24 protein-coding genes and 1 tRNA gene are annotated in these 17,920 nt (G+C 39.7%); 14 read left to right on the forward strand and 11 right to left on the reverse strand.

All coding sequences use genetic code 11. The features are described 5' to 3' along the window. Positions 1 to 78: 78 nt before the first annotated feature. The gene (locus MVE01_RS08545; RefSeq protein ID WP_472561759.1) at positions 79 to 783 is read left to right on the forward strand and encodes a peroxiredoxin; all 705 of its coding nucleotides are present in this window, start codon (positions 79 to 81) and stop codon (positions 781 to 783) included. Positions 784 to 801: 18 nt separating this feature from the next. On the opposite strand, the gene MVE01_RS08550 is transcribed toward MVE01_RS08545, so the two are convergent. Then, positions 802 to 1,044: a DUF6858 family protein gene (locus MVE01_RS08550; RefSeq protein WP_472561786.1), complete on the reverse strand. Its 243-nt coding sequence runs from the start codon at positions 1,042 to 1,044 to the stop codon at positions 802 to 804. 105 nt (positions 1,045 to 1,149) lie between these two features. On the opposite strand from MVE01_RS08550, the gene MVE01_RS08555 reads away from it, so the two are divergent. From MVE01_RS08555 to MVE01_RS08565, 3 genes are all read left to right on the forward strand, one after another. Beyond that, positions 1,150 to 2,055, forward strand: a complete 906-nt coding sequence (locus MVE01_RS08555) for a protoglobin domain-containing protein (protein ID WP_472561760.1) — start codon at positions 1,150 to 1,152, stop codon at positions 2,053 to 2,055. Positions 2,056 to 2,101: 46 nt separating this feature from the next. Beyond that, the gene (locus MVE01_RS08560; RefSeq protein WP_472561761.1) at positions 2,102 to 2,329 is read left to right on the forward strand and encodes a hypothetical protein; all 228 of its coding nucleotides are present in this window, start codon (positions 2,102 to 2,104) and stop codon (positions 2,327 to 2,329) included. A 90-nt stretch (positions 2,330 to 2,419) separates the two neighbouring features. After that, positions 2,420 to 3,205: a M90 family metallopeptidase gene (locus MVE01_RS08565; RefSeq protein ID WP_472561762.1), complete on the forward strand. Its 786-nt coding sequence runs from the start codon at positions 2,420 to 2,422 to the stop codon at positions 3,203 to 3,205. 6 nt (positions 3,206 to 3,211) lie between these two features. On the opposite strand, the gene MVE01_RS08570 is transcribed toward MVE01_RS08565, so the two are convergent. Genes MVE01_RS08570 through MVE01_RS08600 form a run of 7 tightly spaced genes read right to left on the reverse strand, consistent with a single transcriptional unit; the run spans position 3,212 to position 7,158 of the window. Further along, positions 3,212 to 3,418 carry a hypothetical protein gene (locus MVE01_RS08570; protein WP_472561763.1) on the reverse strand — a complete coding sequence of 69 codons (207 nt, stop codon included), beginning with the start codon at positions 3,416 to 3,418 and terminating at the stop codon, positions 3,212 to 3,214. Between the two features lie 10 nt (positions 3,419 to 3,428). After that, positions 3,429 to 3,638, reverse strand: coding sequence for a hypothetical protein (locus MVE01_RS08575; protein ID WP_472561764.1), 210 nt, complete (start codon positions 3,636 to 3,638; stop codon positions 3,429 to 3,431). Positions 3,639 to 3,694: 56 nt separating this feature from the next. Next, positions 3,695 to 5,005, reverse strand: coding sequence for an APC family permease (locus MVE01_RS08580; RefSeq protein WP_472561765.1), 1,311 nt, complete (start codon positions 5,003 to 5,005; stop codon positions 3,695 to 3,697). 51 nt (positions 5,006 to 5,056) lie between these two features. Beyond that, positions 5,057 to 5,290 (reverse strand): hypothetical protein, encoded by a 234-nt coding sequence (locus tag MVE01_RS08585; protein ID WP_472561766.1) that lies wholly within the window; start codon positions 5,288 to 5,290, stop codon positions 5,057 to 5,059. A 48-nt stretch (positions 5,291 to 5,338) separates the two neighbouring features. After that, entirely contained in the window at positions 5,339 to 5,557 is a 219-nt protein-coding gene (locus MVE01_RS08590; RefSeq protein ID WP_472561767.1) for a hypothetical protein, read from the reverse strand. Next, complete coding sequence (locus MVE01_RS08595; protein ID WP_472561768.1) at positions 5,541 to 6,134, reverse strand: HdeD family acid-resistance protein; 594 nt, start codon at positions 6,132 to 6,134, stop codon at positions 5,541 to 5,543. Before MVE01_RS08595 ends, MVE01_RS08590 begins: the two co-directional genes overlap by 17 nt. Before the next feature lie 25 nt (positions 6,135 to 6,159). After that, complete coding sequence (locus MVE01_RS08600; protein WP_472561769.1) at positions 6,160 to 7,158, reverse strand: YfdX family protein; 999 nt, start codon at positions 7,156 to 7,158, stop codon at positions 6,160 to 6,162. A gap of 159 nt (positions 7,159 to 7,317) precedes the next feature. Here MVE01_RS08600 and MVE01_RS08605 point away from each other — a divergent pair, with 159 nt between their 5' ends. Then, positions 7,318 to 7,797, forward strand: coding sequence for a hypothetical protein (locus MVE01_RS08605; protein WP_472561770.1), 480 nt, complete (start codon positions 7,318 to 7,320; stop codon positions 7,795 to 7,797). Beyond that, on the forward strand, positions 7,790 to 8,512 hold the full coding sequence (locus MVE01_RS08610; RefSeq protein WP_472561771.1) for a Crp/Fnr family transcriptional regulator: 723 nt from the start codon (positions 7,790 to 7,792) through the stop codon (positions 8,510 to 8,512). Before MVE01_RS08605 ends, MVE01_RS08610 begins: the two co-directional genes overlap by 8 nt. A 12-nt stretch (positions 8,513 to 8,524) precedes the next feature. Here the strand turns inward: MVE01_RS08610 and MVE01_RS08615 are convergent, their stop codons facing one another. From MVE01_RS08615 to MVE01_RS08625, 3 genes are all read right to left on the reverse strand, one after another. After that, entirely contained in the window at positions 8,525 to 10,135 is a 1,611-nt protein-coding gene (locus tag MVE01_RS08615) for an oleate hydratase (protein ID WP_472561787.1), read from the reverse strand. A 61-nt stretch (positions 10,136 to 10,196) separates the two neighbouring features. Continuing rightward, a tRNA-Arg gene (locus MVE01_RS08620) sits at positions 10,197 to 10,272 on the reverse strand. A 21-nt stretch (positions 10,273 to 10,293) separates the two neighbouring features. Continuing rightward, positions 10,294 to 10,599, reverse strand: coding sequence for a hypothetical protein (locus tag MVE01_RS08625; protein WP_472561772.1), 306 nt, complete (start codon positions 10,597 to 10,599; stop codon positions 10,294 to 10,296). A 224-nt stretch (positions 10,600 to 10,823) separates the two neighbouring features. Here MVE01_RS08625 and MVE01_RS08630 point away from each other — a divergent pair, with 224 nt between their 5' ends. The 8 genes from MVE01_RS08630 to MVE01_RS08665 form a co-directional block, all read left to right on the forward strand. Next, positions 10,824 to 12,281: a DEAD/DEAH box helicase gene (locus MVE01_RS08630; protein WP_472561773.1), complete on the forward strand. Its 1,458-nt coding sequence runs from the start codon at positions 10,824 to 10,826 to the stop codon at positions 12,279 to 12,281. Beyond that, complete coding sequence (locus MVE01_RS08635; protein WP_472561774.1) at positions 12,281 to 12,589, forward strand: DUF6172 family protein; 309 nt, start codon at positions 12,281 to 12,283, stop codon at positions 12,587 to 12,589. Before MVE01_RS08630 ends, MVE01_RS08635 begins: the two co-directional genes overlap by 1 nt. 125 nt (positions 12,590 to 12,714) lie before the next feature. Beyond that, positions 12,715 to 13,887, forward strand: a complete 1,173-nt coding sequence (locus MVE01_RS08640; RefSeq protein ID WP_472561775.1) for a BAR domain-containing protein — start codon at positions 12,715 to 12,717, stop codon at positions 13,885 to 13,887. Positions 13,888 to 13,893: 6 nt separating this feature from the next. Next, entirely contained in the window at positions 13,894 to 14,805 is a 912-nt protein-coding gene (locus tag MVE01_RS08645; protein WP_472561776.1) for a DUF6384 family protein, read from the forward strand. A 9-nt stretch (positions 14,806 to 14,814) separates the two neighbouring features. Then, a complete protein-coding gene (locus MVE01_RS08650) occupies positions 14,815 to 16,233 on the forward strand; it encodes an AAA family ATPase (protein ID WP_472561777.1) in 1,419 nt (472 codons plus the stop codon). 87 nt (positions 16,234 to 16,320) lie between these two features. Beyond that, positions 16,321 to 16,830, forward strand: a complete 510-nt coding sequence (locus MVE01_RS08655) for an ORF6N domain-containing protein (protein WP_472561778.1) — start codon at positions 16,321 to 16,323, stop codon at positions 16,828 to 16,830. Further along, complete coding sequence (radC, locus tag MVE01_RS08660; RefSeq protein WP_472561779.1) at positions 16,827 to 17,486, forward strand: RadC family protein; 660 nt, start codon at positions 16,827 to 16,829, stop codon at positions 17,484 to 17,486. The genes MVE01_RS08655 and radC overlap by 4 nt, the downstream gene beginning before the upstream one ends. Then, a partial coding sequence (locus MVE01_RS08665; protein WP_472561780.1) for a transposase occupies positions 17,483 to 17,920 on the forward strand: 438 nt, incomplete at its 3' end. The genes radC and MVE01_RS08665, both read left to right, overlap by 4 nt.

Raw genomic sequence — 17,920 nt, forward strand, 5'->3', positions numbered from 1 at the left:
TAAAGTAAATTTATTGAAGAGTATAATTATCAAAAGATAAAAAATATCTTTTGATATCCTACTATTTAAGGAAAAATAATGGCTTGCGATACAAAACAAACAGTCAAAGAAAACAAAGAGGTCGTTTCAAAAGAAACTGATACAATAAACACACAAAAGGAAAATAATATGAGCTCAACATTAGTCATGCAAAAAGCACCGGAATTTACTATGGAAGCGTATAACGCTAAAACAGGTCACTATACAACAGTAACAAGTACTGATTATGAGGGAAAATGGCATGTAGTCTGTTTCTATCCTGCCGACTTTACTTTTGTATGTCCTACTGAAATTGCAGCGATGAATGCAAAATATGATGAGTTTCAAGCGATGGGAGTAGATATATTAGCCGTTTCAACAGATACAAAATTCTCTCATAAAAGATTTGTAGAGACTGAACCACTTTTAAAAGATCTTAAACTAACTATTGGTGCTGATGGGACGAAAGAAGTAAGCCGTGCCTTTGGTGTACTTCTTGAAGATGAGGGAATCGCACTTCGTGGAAGATTTCTTATTAATCCCGAAGGTGTTGTTGTAGCACAGGAAGTACAGGCTCCTTCAGTAGGAAGAAATGTCAATGAATTCCTCCGACAAGTAGAAGCATGGCAACATGCTACAAAAACAGGTGAAGTTTGCCCTGCAGGATGGAGACCGGGTAAAAAAACACTGCCGGTAAATACCGATGTAGAGCAAATGACTGGTAGAGTTGGTGACTATATCACTATTGAAGAGATCTTGTCATAAAGATCTCTTGTCCCTTTTTTAACGTTTCAACGCTTTTATCCACGACTGCATCCAGGCATTGACCTCCGGTCGTGGTGTCTCTAGAAATTCTAGAATAAAACTCTCTTTTGTTTCACATATTGCAATAGACTTTGGACGAAATGCAAGTATTTCTATATTTTTGATGGTATGTCCAAAGCAAAACAGCAAATTTTTAGCATCTAAAATACTTTCTAAAATTTCTCCATTTAACTCTTTAGTATGTTTGTAGTGAGCATCTATTTCGAGATTTGGACTAAATGATGAATATAATTAAGCTTATTGTGATATTGTAAAATTTGGTTATACTGCTTTTTCATTCAATGAAAACTTACAAAAGGAAAAGAGATGCAACACTACCAGAGCCTAAAAGAACACTATCATTTTACAGAAAAAGAAGCATCAATCTTAAAAGGGCTTCAGCCTCGTATGGAAACCTTGGCAGATGAATTCATCGATGGTTTCTATGATTATATCTGGGGTTTTGGTAAGACAGCAAAATTTTTAAAGAACAAAGAGATCATTGCCTACCACCGTAGTAAAATAAAAGAGTGGTTTATCAATCTTTTTTGTGGAAAATACGATTTGCCCTATTTTATGTATCTATATAAAATAGGGGAGATTCATGTCAAAATAGGTCTGCCGACACATTATGTTAATTCAGCTTTTACATATGTACGTACTTTCATACTTACCAGTATTGAGGAAAATTTTAAAAATAAAGAGCAACATATAGAAGAGATAAGGGCAGTAGAAAAGATTGTCGATATAAATCTTGATGTTTTGACAAGTTCATATCGGGAAGAAGAGTTAAGTACATTTTTATCTTTATCCAAAGTAGAAAAAGGTATTTTGATTGGATTAAAAAAATTTAACTCCTATATCAACTATTTTCTTGCCGGAGCATTGGCTCTGGTAGCATTTTTTGCTATTGTACTTTTTGGCTATGATATTTATTTATTATTTTTTTCCGATAAAGGTATTGAGAAAGGTATTTTAACAGTACTGGGAAGTTTGTTGGTTTTATGGGCAGCAATAGAGTTGATCCATGAAGAGATAAATCATTTGCAGGGTAAAGGATTTGCCATAGGTGCTTTTATTATGTTAGCAATGGCTGCATTGATTCGTAAAGTGCTTATTTATTCACTTTCCGCTGAAAAATCTGAAGAGTTACTTATTATTGCTGTAGTAATAGTAGGATTAGCAATAGCATATTGGCTTGTAGGTGCAAAAAAACGTACAACAATCGATTAAATCTTACGTCTATGATTGAGCAAGATTTGTATATATGGAGAGGAAAATGAAAAAAAAATACGTAAAACATGCAACAATGTTAAATTTTAAAGGAATGTTGTACCTGATAGCATTTTCTATATGGGTTTATGTCATGATGGATATAGCAGATACACTGCATTTTTCAAAAGATGCGATCTTATCTTATGGAGGAAGTACAGCCCTCATTATTTTTGCTGTATATATTATTTTTCTCTTGTTGGAATTATTCGTTGATATTGAAGATATTGACTGATCTATCATATATATATAATTTAAAGGAAATACTATAGAAGCTTATTATATTAAATTTATTTACTTTTTGTTTTTGGGTGGATTATTGTTTTTGGGTATCACTCTTTTTCTTGACTACCGAAAAAGACAACGACTTAAAGCTTTGGAAAAAATACCTTTTAAGGAGGAACATAGAAAAGTATTACTAAAAGTACCACACTATAAAAATCTCTCGGACATAGACAAGAAAAAAATTGAAAGATCCATGATTCGTTTTGCCTACACGAAAGAATTCATAGGTATCAAAATGCAAATAACAGATGAAATGAAAATAGTTATCTCATTTTATGCCTGTTTACTCCTTTTGCATATAGAGACTGATAATTGCTATGATAACTTAAAGACAATTATTGTGTATCCTGCACCGGTGGTACTTAAAAATGTAAGAGAGAGCGGAGGTATTTATACCAAAGAAGATTTTATGATAGATGGACAGTCTGCCAATGATACGGTTGTACTTGTCTGGCATGATGCAAAGTTTGAGGCATATCATTTACGACATGACAATGTCATAGTTCATGAGTTTGCACATGAAATAGATTTTATGGATGGGGAAATAGACGGGGTACCACCACTTGAAAGATCAAAATACAATGAGTGGACTTCCGTACTGTATAAGGATTATAAAAAACTTCAAACGGTTGCTGCAAAAAATAGAGAATGGGGTAAATATAAACTGCTTGGAAGTTATGCAGCTACAAATGAAGCTGAATTTTTTGCAGTAGTTACAGAGAGATTCTTTGAATCACCCCATAGTCTGAAAAGTCATTTTCCTGAACTCTATAAAGAGTTGAGAGACTTTTATCATATAGATACGCTTTCATTGGTATCGAAGTAGGGTGTTCTAAATAAGCCCGAGATCTGCCAAAACAGTTTTTACTTTTGGTGAAATTTCGCTGAGTTCCGCCATAAGTGATTCCCAGGCCTTGTCTTCGGCATACCACTCTTCTATACGTTTAAAGGAATCACTTTTCTCTTCTTCACTGAGTGTATTTGATTTATCTATATTCTCTTTAACTGTTTCCAAATGTTTTAAATTGCTTTTACTCATGGTTCTTCTCCTAATAATTGTTATATTTTCCGGCTTCAACTTCTGTCTTTAGATCATCCAGAGCTTTTTGCATTGTCCCAATGATAAGTTCAGCAGATTTTCTGTCATCATTTTCAGGAATATCCCAGTCAAATATCTTCATATTCGCTTTAAAAATGAGGCGTAATTCTGTAGTAATACTTGATTTCATTTTTTCTATTTCCTGTTCTTGTGGTGTCATTATTTCTCCTCAGTAAATTAATTGTTACATTGTACATTAGAAATATTAATTGATGATTAATATTCTTTTTTCTTATACGGTTGTGTTTTGTATTTTCTTTGAAAAATTTGACCTCTTACATAACGTCCGTATATGAGTTCAAACAGCAGTGATATAATGATAAATGATCCAAAAATAATCATTGCATGTGGATTGGAATCATACGTATGCAACATTAAGGTAATTAGTGCAAACAGCGCAAAAACTGAAGAGAGGATAGTAACAATAGGTGAGGCATTAATTTCAGTATGTAGTTTATAGGCACTGACGTTCACAAGAAAAAAGATTAGAAGAAAGCCTGCACTTCCTATAATGGCAATTTCAGTGAGATCAATACTGTTAGCCAGAATAAGACTGAATAATGTAGTATAAAGAACCCCATTGAAAGGTACATTTTTTTTTGAATCCATAAGCGTATGCGGAAGCTTTCCATCTTTTGCAATTTTGTAACCCAGCCGTGCATTACCATAGAGCGTTGCATTGATGGCCGAAAAGGTTGAGAGTAAGGCTGCAGAGGAAACAATGACAAAGCCTATATGTCCCAAAGCTGGTTTGGCAGCTTCTGCCAAGGCATAATCTTTTGCTTTCATAAGTACTTCATAACTGACGCTCCCTACCGTAATGATAGAAATAAGTACATAAAGCAGTATTACAATACTGACAGAAAAGTAAAAAGCACGTGGCAGATTTTTATCCGGATCTTTAATATCTTCGGCTGCATTGGCTATGAGTTCAAAACCTTCATAGGCAACAAAAATGATCATACCTGCTACGACAATAGAAAGAGGAGAAGACCAATGGTCTGGAGACATTCTGCTGGTCTCTACATAGGGAGCCCCGGCAACAATAACCAGTATAAGCAGTGATACCTTAATAACAACGATCACAGTTTCAGATTTTCCTACAAAAGAAGCACTCACAAGATTGATGATTGCAGGAAAGACAATAGAAATGCTGATCAAGGTGTGTGTAAGTAAAGTACTCTGCTTGGAAAAGAATGTTGTACCATAAGATGCAAAGGCTGTAGCATAAAGGGAAATAGTGACAAGATAACTAAGCCATAACATTAAATTGACTGAACCAGAAAGAATATTGTCTCCAAATGCCTTGTCAATGAACGTGACTGTACCTCCGCTACTTTGGTAGGCAACAGAAAGTTTTGCATATGAGTAGGCGGTAAAGATAGCCACTAATCCTGCAATGGCAAAAGCAATTGCCGTTGCACCATCAGCAAGCGATACTGCTTCACCCAGTACAGCAAAAATACCACCACCTACCATGCCACCAATACCTATAGAGATGGCACCTAGTAGTCCTATGCTTCGCATAAAATACCTGTCTTATTGTTATCCATTTATATTATATCTACTTCTATTTGATTATTTTTTATCGGTGTGACACTTCAGTGATTCTGCTTTAATAAAATGTAATTTGTCCAAAATATGCTCCAACTCTGCTACATTTTCTTTATACTGTTTTTCAAGTGCTTCTTTTTTCTTTTCTATCATCGTGATCTGTTTCTCAATATCTTCTGGTTTTGCATGACAGTCTTTCGCTGCATCTGCCTCTTTTTCCAAGACCCAGTCCATTGCTTTTTTCATAAATTCTACCATTTGTTTTTCCTTTTCTTTTTTAAATAATTATACACTATCTCTTGTTAATCAGAGTATTTCTTCTATATCATGAGCTAATTCATCTGCTTTTGACCTTTGATGGCTTTTTGCATGGACAGCGACTGCCCATATTGCACCCAGAAAACTCAAAATAATGAATATCCACGGATTGATCTCATCATAGGCATAGTAGTCCACCATAGCTGTCAATGCAATGAAAAGTACAAAATAGACAATAAAAAGTGAAATTTTACGCTTTAGTGTCATGGGTACTCTCTTCTTCTGCTTTATCAACCAATATACCACCTGTCAAAAGAGCAATTCCGTCAAACAGAAGACTTATCCCTACAAGCAAGCCGACCATGAACAAAGAGCTGAAAGGCCAGTCGACTACGAAGATCACACCCAGTGCAAGAGAAGTAATGGCATTAAGAAGCCATAAAATCCAGTTTTTTTGAGGTCTCATTGAAAATGCAAGACCAAATCCTGCAAAGGCATCCGTAAAGAAGTAGATCGCAAACAAAAGCCCCAACGTTGCAACACCCTGCATTGGATAGAAGAGCATAAACAGCCCTACTAAAATGAGCAGGAAGCTTTTCAGCCATCCTGCCCAGTCCTCTTTGTTACTTGTCCAGGTGAACCAGCCTGCAAAAACACCTGCAAACAGCATGAGATAAGCGACAAATGCCAATGTTGTTAAGGACATCACTGTAGGAAAAAAAATCCCTAGAACACCCAATATAATAAATACGATACCACTGATCTTTGAATATTTTTTAAAATTGTCTACCAAGTTTTTATTAATATTCATTTCCAAATTTAACTGATCGTTCCATTTCCACATGATCTATCCTTTTTTAATTATAATACTATTGTACCGTCTTTTTTTCATCCGTATGTGCTTCTTTTTTGAATGTATTTTGCTCATCTATTGCTTTTTTACCCTCTTTTTGCTCAAAATGTTCTACCTTTTCTTCGGCTTTATTGTGCACAGATGAAGGTACTTTCACTCTGGATATCTTGGTATGCGCCACAATATTTTTAAAATCTGTTTTAAGAGTATCATAAAGTTTTTCTACGATATTTTTCCCTTTGATCTCTTTTTGGATTGCTTCAATACTTTCATTGAGATGCTTGTAGTCTGCATCATGTTTTTTTGTATATCCGAGAAGTTCTGCACGTTTCAACTCTTCTTTGGCTGCATCTAGTAGCTTGTTAGCCTCTTTCTTTTTGCTTTTATCCAGTTTTGAAGCTTCTGTAACAAGATCTTGTGCTGCCAGGAGCGGTGTAGGGAGAACTGCCTTAAAGACAACCAAACTGTTCATTGCCTCTGCAATAGCAGCTAAAGCCTCTTTTTCTTTACCTTTATTAAGAGCATCAAGCGCTTTTTTTGCTGCAACAGGATAGAGTTTCATAGGTATAGCGATCGTACTGATATCCATCTCATCTTTAAGTGGTGAGATCACATCAATAGCAGCTTGGGTATCATGTGCTTTCAAGAGCTGTTGTGCAACTTTTAGTCTGTCTGCAATCACTTCTGAAGTCCCCATAAAGGCATACGCCTGAAGTCTCTCATCGATAGGTACAAGGTCTAATGACGGATCTGCTTTCAAAGCTTTGTTAAAACTTTTCATAGCTGCTTCCAAGTCTTTTTTCGCTTCTTTTTTGTCTTTTTTCCCTAAAGCCTGCAGAGCATTAAATGTATTTTGCATACCCTCAACGATCTCTTTTGGAGCTTGTTTATGGTTTTGTACCTGTTTTTGCATTTCATGCTGAACCAGCACTTTTTTATCTGTTTTAGCCTGAAGTGTTGTCACACCAAGTAGTAACCCGCATGTAAGTGCTGAAAGTAAAAATCTTTTTTTCATCGTAAATCCTTTTGTGTTAATTTTTTATTTCAACCAAATTATGAAGTAGTAAAAATAACCTGTCTGTTAGCTAACTAACAGAAGTAAAAATTTCACTGCTATATGATTATAAATATAAAGGGAACCTATTATTAGAGATTCCCTAAAAGAGGAGTACCTATGTCTTATAAAGAAGAGATCATCATCAGACTTGCAAGAGAGGAAGATGTCCTGAAGAAAAGTGTAGCAGATATTTTTGAAAAAGCACTTTCACATACCAAGCAGACAGGGCAGTCTCTGGAGAGTATTGTCTATGAGATCCTTGAAGGGGTAGAAGAGAGTAAAAAAGGTGAAGAGTCACTCATTCAAAGTACCGACAATATTGCACATATACTTTTGGAAAATGCCAAAGACGAGATGACATTTTCTTATAAAAAATATATGAAAGCAGAAGCAGTACACAGTGAAAATATTGCCAAACAATATGCTTTGGCAGATGAACTTATGGAAACGGTGGCACACTATGCAAAAGAGCATAACCATAAGAAACTCTTAAAACGTTGTCGTGAAAAAAAATCATTATTCTTAGAGCATATAGATGAAATAATTGAAAAAGTTGGCTATAATCATGGACTAAACAATAAGGATCACCATGGTTAAAACATCATCACTCTACGACAAAGCATTTGAAGTACTTAAAACCTCCGATCTTTTTGGAGGGCTCTGCGAGACTGTACTCTATGATATGCTTGATGAGAGTGAAGAGGGGAGTTGGAACAAAGCCGAGGTTATAGACCCTGATCTGAGTACAAAATATCTGCATATACTTCTCAGCGGTCGTTTGAAAATTTCTCAGGTAGATCCTGAAACTGGCAGAAGTATTGCTATTTTCTTACTTGAGAGCCAAGATATTTTTGATGTTTTTTCTCTGCTTGACGGCAAAGAGCATATTGTTCAGCCTGTGGCACTGGATCATGTAGATTTTTTACGTATTCCTTTGAAACGTGCCAGAGAGTGGATTAAAGAACATCCGGAATTCAATGAAACCTTTCTGCCTTATTTGGGAGATCAAATGCGTGAACTTGAAGCCTTCAGCGAATCTCTGGTTTTTCATGACACCACCACAAGACTGGCCAAACTCATCTTGAAGCATGTCCATAGCTGTAAAGAAAATAATGATGAACACTACCCTGTAAAACTCATTAACAACCTCTCTCATGAAGCCTTGGCAGAGATGATAGGCTCTGTCCGCTCTGTGGTCAGTACGCAAATGCATAAGCTTAAAGAAGAGGGCGCTATCGTTAGTAAAAGAGGACATCTGGCTGTGACCAACCTTGACAAACTGATGAAAAAATGTGATCTTTTTCATCGTTGAGAAAGATCTTCCTTATCTGCTTATCGCTTTGGCTGCTTTGATAAGTACAAGAGGATTGTGAATGGAATCATAGATCGGATTTACTCCTCTGTCTGCTTCAAAATGTCCAAACACTGCCATCTGTGCCGTACGTACTGAATATTCTACAGTAAATACACAGTCATCTTCTACTTCTGCAAACTGTCCCAAAAAGGCAAAGTTTGCTGCTCCTTCAGGGATGACCTCCGGTCTGTCCCCTAAGGTGCGGGGCATGAAAAGACTGTCTATGAACGGCATTGCCACAGGGATACAGTTGATCACTTTTCCTGCTTCGACCACGGGTTGCATAAGCTCCTGTATTTTTAAGTGATACCATAGCTCTTCAAGGATCTCTTCTCCCGTACATTCAGACATTTTTTTCTTGACGAAATTGCCTTCTCTGTCAGGATAGAGCCCATAGCCCCAGAAGATCTTCACATCTTTAGGCTGGTTTGGAAAATGCGGTTGTCTGGCAATAACAATGGACATGAGCCAATTTGAGTCGGTCATCGTCACCAACCCGCCTGTACCGTCAACATTACCCGAAAAGTTTTCCATATAGTCATGGAACGTATCATCCTTGAGCGTAGCTGTAAAAGAGTACCATTTTTGCAGGTCAATGTTGTCAGAAAATACTCCAGGATTCCCGAAGGCTTTGTCTTTTTTGGCTACACGTTCCCAAAGCATCCATGCACCTGAACTTGCCTTGTCTTTAAGAGTAGGGGACTTGTTCCATGCACCGTTGTCTGTACTCTCTGTGATGGAGCCATTGGTCATGAACACATAATCATTCTTCCCAAGTACGATCTCATCTTCTTTCCCATTTCTGTCAATAATTTGCAGCACTGTTGCTCTTTTCTCATCGGCAGAAAGATCAAAGTCAATATCTACTACCTGTGTATGCATATCGAAATGTACCCCTTTGGCTTCGAGGTATCTTTGTGTAGGCAGGATAATAGAGTGGTACTGGTTGTATTTGGTACGCATCACACCGCCAAGCTGATGCAATCCGTCTACAAGATGAATAAAGCGTTTCATATAACGTCGCATTTCAGCAACGGAACTCCATTTTTGAAAAGCGAAGATTGAAGTCCAGATGTACCAGAAGTTAGTCGTAAAGAACTCTGCAGAGAACCAGTCCTCTATACGTTTATTTCCCAATGAACTTTCAGAAACGAATGTCAACTTTAAAAGATCTGTCTGGTCTTTTAAAGAGAGCCCGAATGAGGAGACATCCAGTTTCTTTCCCTCTTTCAGCAAACGTGCCTGAGCATGGGAGACAAAACGTTTATTGAATTCAAAAGACTCATCTCTGACTGAGATGTTCGGGTCTTCAAGCGAGGGAATATTTGAGAGTAGATCCCAGTAACACTCATAGTGCTTTTCATGCATACGCCCGCCGCGTACCACGAAGCCTTTTTCAGGATCACCCGCACCGTCACAGGCTCCACCGGCAATATCATCCTGTTCTAAAACATAAATGTTCTCTCCTGGTACACCGGTATCTTTTTCCAAATAAACTGCTGCCGCCAACGAAGCGATCCCAGAACCAATAAGGTAGACTTTACTTTGTTCAGAGTCAGTATTCTTTTTTCTTGACATGATGTTTTCCTTGCTATCATAATAATGTTTATTATACTATAGAATTGATTTATGTAGAAATATATGGTGTCCCCACGAGGACTCGAACCTCGAGCTAGGCCTTAGGAGGGCCCTGCTTTATCCAGTTAAGCGATGAGGACACTTTTGAGGAGAAAGAGTGACTACTTTCTCTTAAGTTGCAGTGCTTCTGCAACAATATTTGATTGTTCTGTCTGCTGATTGAGATAGTTCCCGTTATCCTGGTTGTTTTTAAGATTTTTCTGTCTTGTTGCATCTACGTTATCATATACATAAGGAAGTTCTTCCGGATTGACTTCAGTTTTATTGTCTTCAACAATGAGATCGGCATCCACAACTTGATTTACCTGTGGTCTTTTGATCTTTTCTGGTTTGACTTCACTGCTGCTGCATCCTGAGACAAGAGATACAATACAAATAGAGAAGAAAATATGATAAAGATATTTCATAGATTATGCCTTTCATTTTATTTTCGGGATTATACCAAAACAAAGATAACAAAAGAGAAAATTACGCTATAATTCTGCTACAAAAGCATCCATCGGTCGGATGTATTTGGTGTTGTTATGGAACAAGTATTAAAATAGAGTGCAGGTTAAGCACCAAATACTGAACCATGCAACACCCTACAAAGCCTAAGACCGAAATACTTATAGGTCATACTAGGAACATCATGAAATTTACAGATTTAGGACTCAGGGAGTCTCTGCTTAAAGCAGTCAAAGAAGAGGGCTATACTACGCCTACACCCATTCAGCAACAGGCTATCCCTGTTGTTCTGCAAGGTAAAGATGTCCTCGCAGCTGCGCAGACAGGAACAGGAAAGACAGCAGGATTTACCCTGCCTTTACTCCAAAGACTCTCTGAAAAAAAGATACATACTAAAAAATATAAAATTAGAGCACTTATCCTTACACCTACCAGAGAACTGGCAGCACAGGTAGCCCAGAGTTTTAAAACTTACGGTAAATATTTGCACTTTACCCAACGAGTCATTTTTGGCGGTGTCGGCATTAACCCACAGTTGGCAGACCTTAGAAGAGGGGTGGATATTGTTATAGCTACACCCGGTCGTCTGCTGGATATTGCCGGGCAAAAAGGTATAGACTTTTCTGCTGTGGAGACTTTGGTGCTTGATGAAGCTGACCGTATGTTGGACATGGGATTCATTCATGACATTAAAAAACTTCTTAAAATGATGCCCAAAGAGAAACAAACACTGCTTTTTTCAGCGACATTTTCCAAGGAGATCAAACAACTCGCTTCAGGACTTTTAAAAGAGCCGGTACTCATAGAAGTAGCCAGAGAGAACACCACAGCCGAACAGGTAAGTCAAGTGGTGCACTATGTGGATAAATCGCGAAAAAGAGAACTGCTTTCCCAACTCATTAAGAGTAAAGATTGGCGACAGGTACTTGTCTTTACCCGTACCAAACACGGTGCCAACAGACTGACCAAGCAGCTTGAGGAAGCAGGCATCAGTGCAGCTGCCATTCATGGGAATAAATCTCAGGGTGCCAGAACCAAAGCTCTTGCAGCTTTCAAAGCCAATGAAGTACGTGTATTGGTTGCTACAGACATCGCGGCACGCGGTATTGACATAGACCAGCTTCCACATGTGGTCAACTATGAACTCCCCAATGTTCCTGAAGACTATGTACACCGCATCGGGCGTACAGGGCGTGCAGGGCAGAGTGGTGAGGCGGTCTCTTTGGTTTGTGTAGATGAACATAAACTGCTTTTTGATATTGAGAAGTTCATCAAATCCAAGATAAAAAAAGTACACATAGAAGCATTTACGCCAGACCCAAATATTAAGGCAGAGCCTATACAAAACGGCAGAGGCGGCGGACAAAAACGTGGTGGTAATCGTAATAAACAAAATACACGTAAGAAGAAATCTAATGTAGGGGCAGATTCTATATCTGCCCATGGCAAAAAGAAAAATAATTCATCAAAAAGGGCAGATATGGAATCTGCCCCTACAGAAAACCAACAAAAAAAGAGGAAACCTAAAAATCCTCATGCAGAGAAAATAGGCTCAGATCTACAAGCAAAATTAGATGCACTGGACAAAAAGAAGCCTTCGACAGGCGCAGGCAGCAGACAAAACAACCGAAGGAAAAAATAGTGAAAAAAGTATTTAAACTCACAGACCCAAAAAAACATGAAGACAGAGTGCTCGAAGCAGTAAAACATGAGATACGCAAATATGTTAAACGTGAAAAAAAGAAAACACTCTCAGATAAAACGACGATGTACTGGGACTTTGACTGTAAAGTGGGGGCTACTGCTGACGATGCGAAAGTTGTTGTTTTTGAGGAGCTTATTAAAGCATTGGATGCAGTCAAAGAGAGTGGTGCAAAAGAGGTCTATGTGGAGATCTTGGCAAAAGAAGTTGCCAAACCTGTAAAAGAAGAGGTAACAGACGAAAAATAGATCAAAAGCTCATCTTTTGTGACAAATGTGAAGTGATTTAGTGGAAAAACCTTAACTTCTAGCAAATAAAAATTAAGGATTTGCATCCTATAATGGTATACATTAGTAGGAAAAAGGAAAAAACCATGCAAAACCAGATAACGAATTATCTCGACAAAGCAATGACACAGATACGCGATCTTGGACTCGTTCCCCAGAAGACAGAAGAAGCACCGGTGGTAACACTTATCGACAGGATCGCTGATATTGATGAGGACAAAGCAGTTGCAATCGCGCGGACACTTTCTCAGGCTTCTACTTTCAATGAGCTTGTACGCAACGAGATTTCGCAGATGAATATCGGTGAACGCTACAAAGAGATCACCAATGCGTTCAACTCTATTCGTGATGATGCCAAACGTATGGTAGAACAGGTAGAAGATGGCAAGATCGATACCTTTGAGCGGATCGGAAATGTCTGGATGAAGGTCACACGGGGTGACATAGCGACACGTTTTGAAGATATCAAAAAGACCTATCTTGATGTTGCACACGACTCTAAAGACCAGATAGAAAGAGAGGCACGTATTCTCAATGCCTATCAGGACTTCAGGGGAGCCATCAAAGAGGCAGAGATACTCTCACTGGATATTCTTAAGCAGGCAGAAGCCCAGTGGAACAGTGCCAAAGGCAAGCTGGAACAGGCAAGCGAGGCGGTAAAAAGCTATCAGGGTGATGACCTGGCTGCTCGTGCCAAGCTGGAGCTGGCACGTGACGAACGTTTGCGTGAACTCCAAAGTGCCGAAGAGCGTTACCAAATCGCCAAAGACCTTGCAGACAATCTGAGCATCAACTATAACACCTCCGAAGTGATCATGACCCGTTTAATGCAGACGACTTCTATTAAAAAACGTGTCTATCAGCAGGCGGTGACTTTTTTCGGTACCAATGAGACAGTGTTGACTGCTTTGAGTGCCTCTTTTACAGGTCTTTTCGGCTTGCATGAGAGTACGCAGACGCTTGAAGCAATGAAAGAGGGAGTCTCCAAGAGTCTGGAAGATCTCGCAGATATCGGTGGCAAAGTACAGGATGCTGCTATCAAGGCGGGGTATGGACCCACCATTCGTGCCGACGCGGTTAAAAAACTGGTTGATTCAGTCGTGAACTTTCAAGAACGCACTGTAGAAATGGTCGATGAGATGCGAAAGCTCTCTACAAAGAACAGTGAAGAGATACGTGAAGCAGTCGAGGATGGCAAGCAGCGTCTGAGCAAGATCATCAACCGGGGCGATTCACTGGCACTGCCACACAAGGTATAACACACCATGTCCCCGAACAAAGACAAAAGAATACCGTTGGATGAACTGATGGTTGCGATGGATGCGGTCGATGCACTACGCCATCAGGAGCATGTCGTACAAAAAGAGCTAAGCGGGGAACAGAGACGTGCCAAGGTGATTGAAAAACTGCGTGAGATCTATGCCAAACAGGGAATAGAGGTAACTGATGAAATGCTCGAAGCCGGTGTCAAGGCACTTGAAGAGGAGCGTTTCAAATATCATCCGCCCAAGGCAGGCTTTGGTACCTCTCTTGCAAAGATCTATGTGAACAGAGCTAAGTGGCTTAAACCACTGTTTATCTCTATGGGGCTTCTTACAGCAGGTGCTGCAGGGTATTATGCTCTGGCAGTCTATCCTAGGCATGCTGCTGTAGCACAGATGCCTAAAACCCTACATCAGCTGTATACACAGATTACAACGATCAGCAGAGATGAGCATGCCCAAAAAGAGGCAAATCTTCTCATCTTGGAAGCTAAAGAGGCACTGCAAGAAGGTAAGATAGAGACGGCAAAAAGTAAGCACAAAGCACTTCAGAATCTACTGGAGAGACTCAAATCCCACTATACTGTCCGCGTTGTACAGGGAGCCGGTAAACGCTCAGGAATCTGGCGTATTCCGCCACATAATCCCGTAGGCAGGAATTACTATCTCATTGTTGAGGCCATTGACAGTAACGGTAAGAAAATAAAGGTTCCCATACACAATGAAGAGAATGATGCCATGGAGAATGTCAGTGAGTGGGGACTTCGGGTAGACAAAGAAACCTATGAGCGTATCAAGCAGGACAAACTCGATGACGGGATCATACAAAACAGATCCGTAGGTAAAAAAGAGCGTGGTAAACTTGCACCACAATACAGTGTGCCAAGTAACGGCAGTACGATCAGCAAGTGGTAGGAGCAGCAGATGATACGAGGTATTGAAACCCTGGCGGAACTTGAAGGAACCATCCGATCCATACGTGCGGATGTCACATCGCTTGATGCAGAAAAAGAGGCACTTTTTTCTGCTTCTCAGGAAAATAAACGCCAACAGTTAAAGATACTCGAGCGGATTGCCCAACTGCATTTTGAAGCACTCGCTGAAGGTAAAGACGAAGCAGGATACACCACAAAAGATTATCGTATTGACGAGGTGCTATCTCAGCGTCAGGATGCCTTTGAAAGGCTCAAAAGAAAGATCGGTACACTCTCCAAAAATATAGAAGACAAAGAGCAGGCACGCACGCAGGCTCATCATGCCCTTGAGGAGGCGCTGACGCGCCTGGCTCAGGTACAGCAAAAGGTACAGACTGCGCTTAAAAATGATCCACGCTACCAGGAGCAGTTTGAAAAGACTGCCAATGCCAAAGAGATTGCCCAAAGCACCGCCAAAAAAGCCAAAGAATCTATCCAGAGCTACCGTGAAAAAATGCAGCCTTTTGAGCAAGATATGCTCTTTTGGTATCTTTGGCAGCGTCACTATGGCACGTCACAGTATAACTCGCAAGGTCTGAGCCACCTTCTGGACGGATGGGTAGCGACCCTGAGTAACTATGAGTCAAATCGTACGACTTACTGGACGCTTTCACAGATCCCAACACGACTCGAAAAACATGCTGAACACAAAGAGGAGCGCTACCAGAATGAACTGAAAAAGCTTATTATGCTTGAAAAAGCAGAATCAGAGGCACAGGGAATGAAAGATGTTAAAAAAGAAGTGCAGCAGAAACAGAAGATCGTTGATGGACTTGATGCAGATATTGCGTCACTTGAACAAGATCTTGATGAAGCACTCGAAGAACAAAAGCATTATCTGCAGGAGAAAGATACCTATGCCCGGCAGATCACCAAGCTTATAGAGTCAGTACTCTCACGCTATGGAGCAAAAAATATTTATGAGATCGCTAAAAAGACCGCTATGGTACAGGATGATACTCTGGCGATGGAGCTACGCACCCTGGAGCAAAAGGCGCAGAAGTTACAGGAGCAGATGAATCAGAACAGAGAACGCTACGATGCACAGCTTAAAGCACTGCGTGAGACCGAAGCACTGCGCAGACGCTTTAAAGCAAGCCGATACGATGATATTCATTCCGGTTTTGACAATAATGTTGGAATGGGTACCGTGCTTGGAGAGATCCTCGGCGGTGCACTCAGTAATGCCGGTGCATGGGAACGTATGAGTCGCCATCAGCGTCCTATGAATAGCGGCTGGCTCTCAGATTTTGGCAGTGGCAGTTTCTCACAAGCTGACTCTCCATGGTACACCCCTACAGATTCGGGAGGTTTTACTCTTCCTGACTTGACCGGTTCCGACACTTTCCGAACCGGTGGAGGCTTCTAAATATCTGGAAATATGACAATATGACATATTTTTAATCTTTCTCTCTTTTTTCTATTAAAATACTTCTATAAACTATAGGAGTGTTCTATGCAAGCGTTAGTGATACAAGGGGAAATAGGTTCCAAGATATTGACGTTACGTGCTCAGCAGGTGATGCTAGATAGAGATTTGGCGAAGCTTTATCAGGTTGAGACAAGAAGACTAAATGAACAAGTAAAAAGAAATCAAGATAGATTTCCAAGTGATTTTATGTTTCAGTTAAATAGTGATGAGTTAGAAAATTGGAAGTCGCAATTTGCGACATCCAATAAAGAGATTATGGGGTTGCGTAAAGCACCTTATGCTTTTACAGAAGAAGGCATTTATATGTTGGCTACTGTACTGCGTAGCCCTGTTGCAACAGATACAAGTATCAACATCATCCGAACCTTCAAAAAATTAAGAGAATTCTCTAAACATTACAACACTTTAGCCAAACAAATCATGGCAGTTGAACGTAAGTCAGACAAAGAGTATAAAGAACTCAAAAAAGCACTTGATGAGCTTATAGCCTCTTCAGAAGTGGCAGATGCAAAAGTGATGGGGTTCATCAAATGACTGCACTTCGAGACTTACATAAAGACGACAAACCCAGAGAAAAACTGTTAGCCAAAGGTGTGGAAGCCCTTAAAAATGAGGAACTCCTTGCCATACTCCTTGGCTCTGGTGTCCAAGGTAAAGATGTGCGCAAGCTCTCTAAAGAGATTATCATGATGATGAACAAAGGCATAGATGAACTCACCCTCAAAGGTCTTTGTGACATTCATGGTCTAGGCATCGCCAAGGCTTCTCAGATATTGGCTTCGATAGAACTCTCCAAACGCTATCTTATCAAAAGTAACAAGCGCATTACCGATGCCAAAGATGTGTATGATGAACTCAAAGCCTTTAGCACCAAAAATCAAGAGTATTTCCTTACCATCACGCTTGATGGAGCATCTCACATCATCAACACACGTACTGTTTTCATTGGCACACTCAACCAGTCACTCGTCCACCCTAGAGAAGTTTTTGCTGATGCTATTGCAGATAGAGCCGCAGGTATCATCATCGCCCATAACCACCCCAGTGGCACACTCGAAGCGAGCAGGGCAGATGTGCAGATAACACAGAGATTGAAAGAAGTTTCTAAATTGGTGGGTATTGAGTTGCTTGACCATGTTATCTTGGCAAAGGGTGGGTACTACTCTTTTTCGGATGAGGGGTTGTTGTGATAGAAAGGTATGAAACCGTAGGGGCAGACCTATGTGTCTGCCCTTCAATATGGATAACAAATCAATATACCACGGCATTCAAAGTTAAAGGGCAGACACACGGGTCTGCCCCTACGGGGTATAAATATAACCGTAAATCATTGCGGTTGAAACATTATGATTATGCACAAGCAGGGTATTATTTTATCACTATTGTGGCACAAAATAGAGCGCATCTTTTTGGTGAAATTGTGGAGGGTGAGATGGTTTTGAATGAAGCGGGGAGGATGGTTAAAAAATGGCATATGAAATTGGAAGAGAAATTTCAAAATATATGCAATCATGAAATGGTTATCATGCCCAATCATATTCATTTTATTGTCCAATTGAAATATGGGCATCAAGGGCAGACACATGGGTCTGCCCCTACGCAAAACAATATTTCAAATCCCGTA

It is taken from the genome of Sulfurovum sp. (genome assembly GCA_026990595.1).
Lineage (GTDB): Bacteria > Campylobacterota > Campylobacteria > Campylobacterales > Sulfurovaceae > Sulfurovum.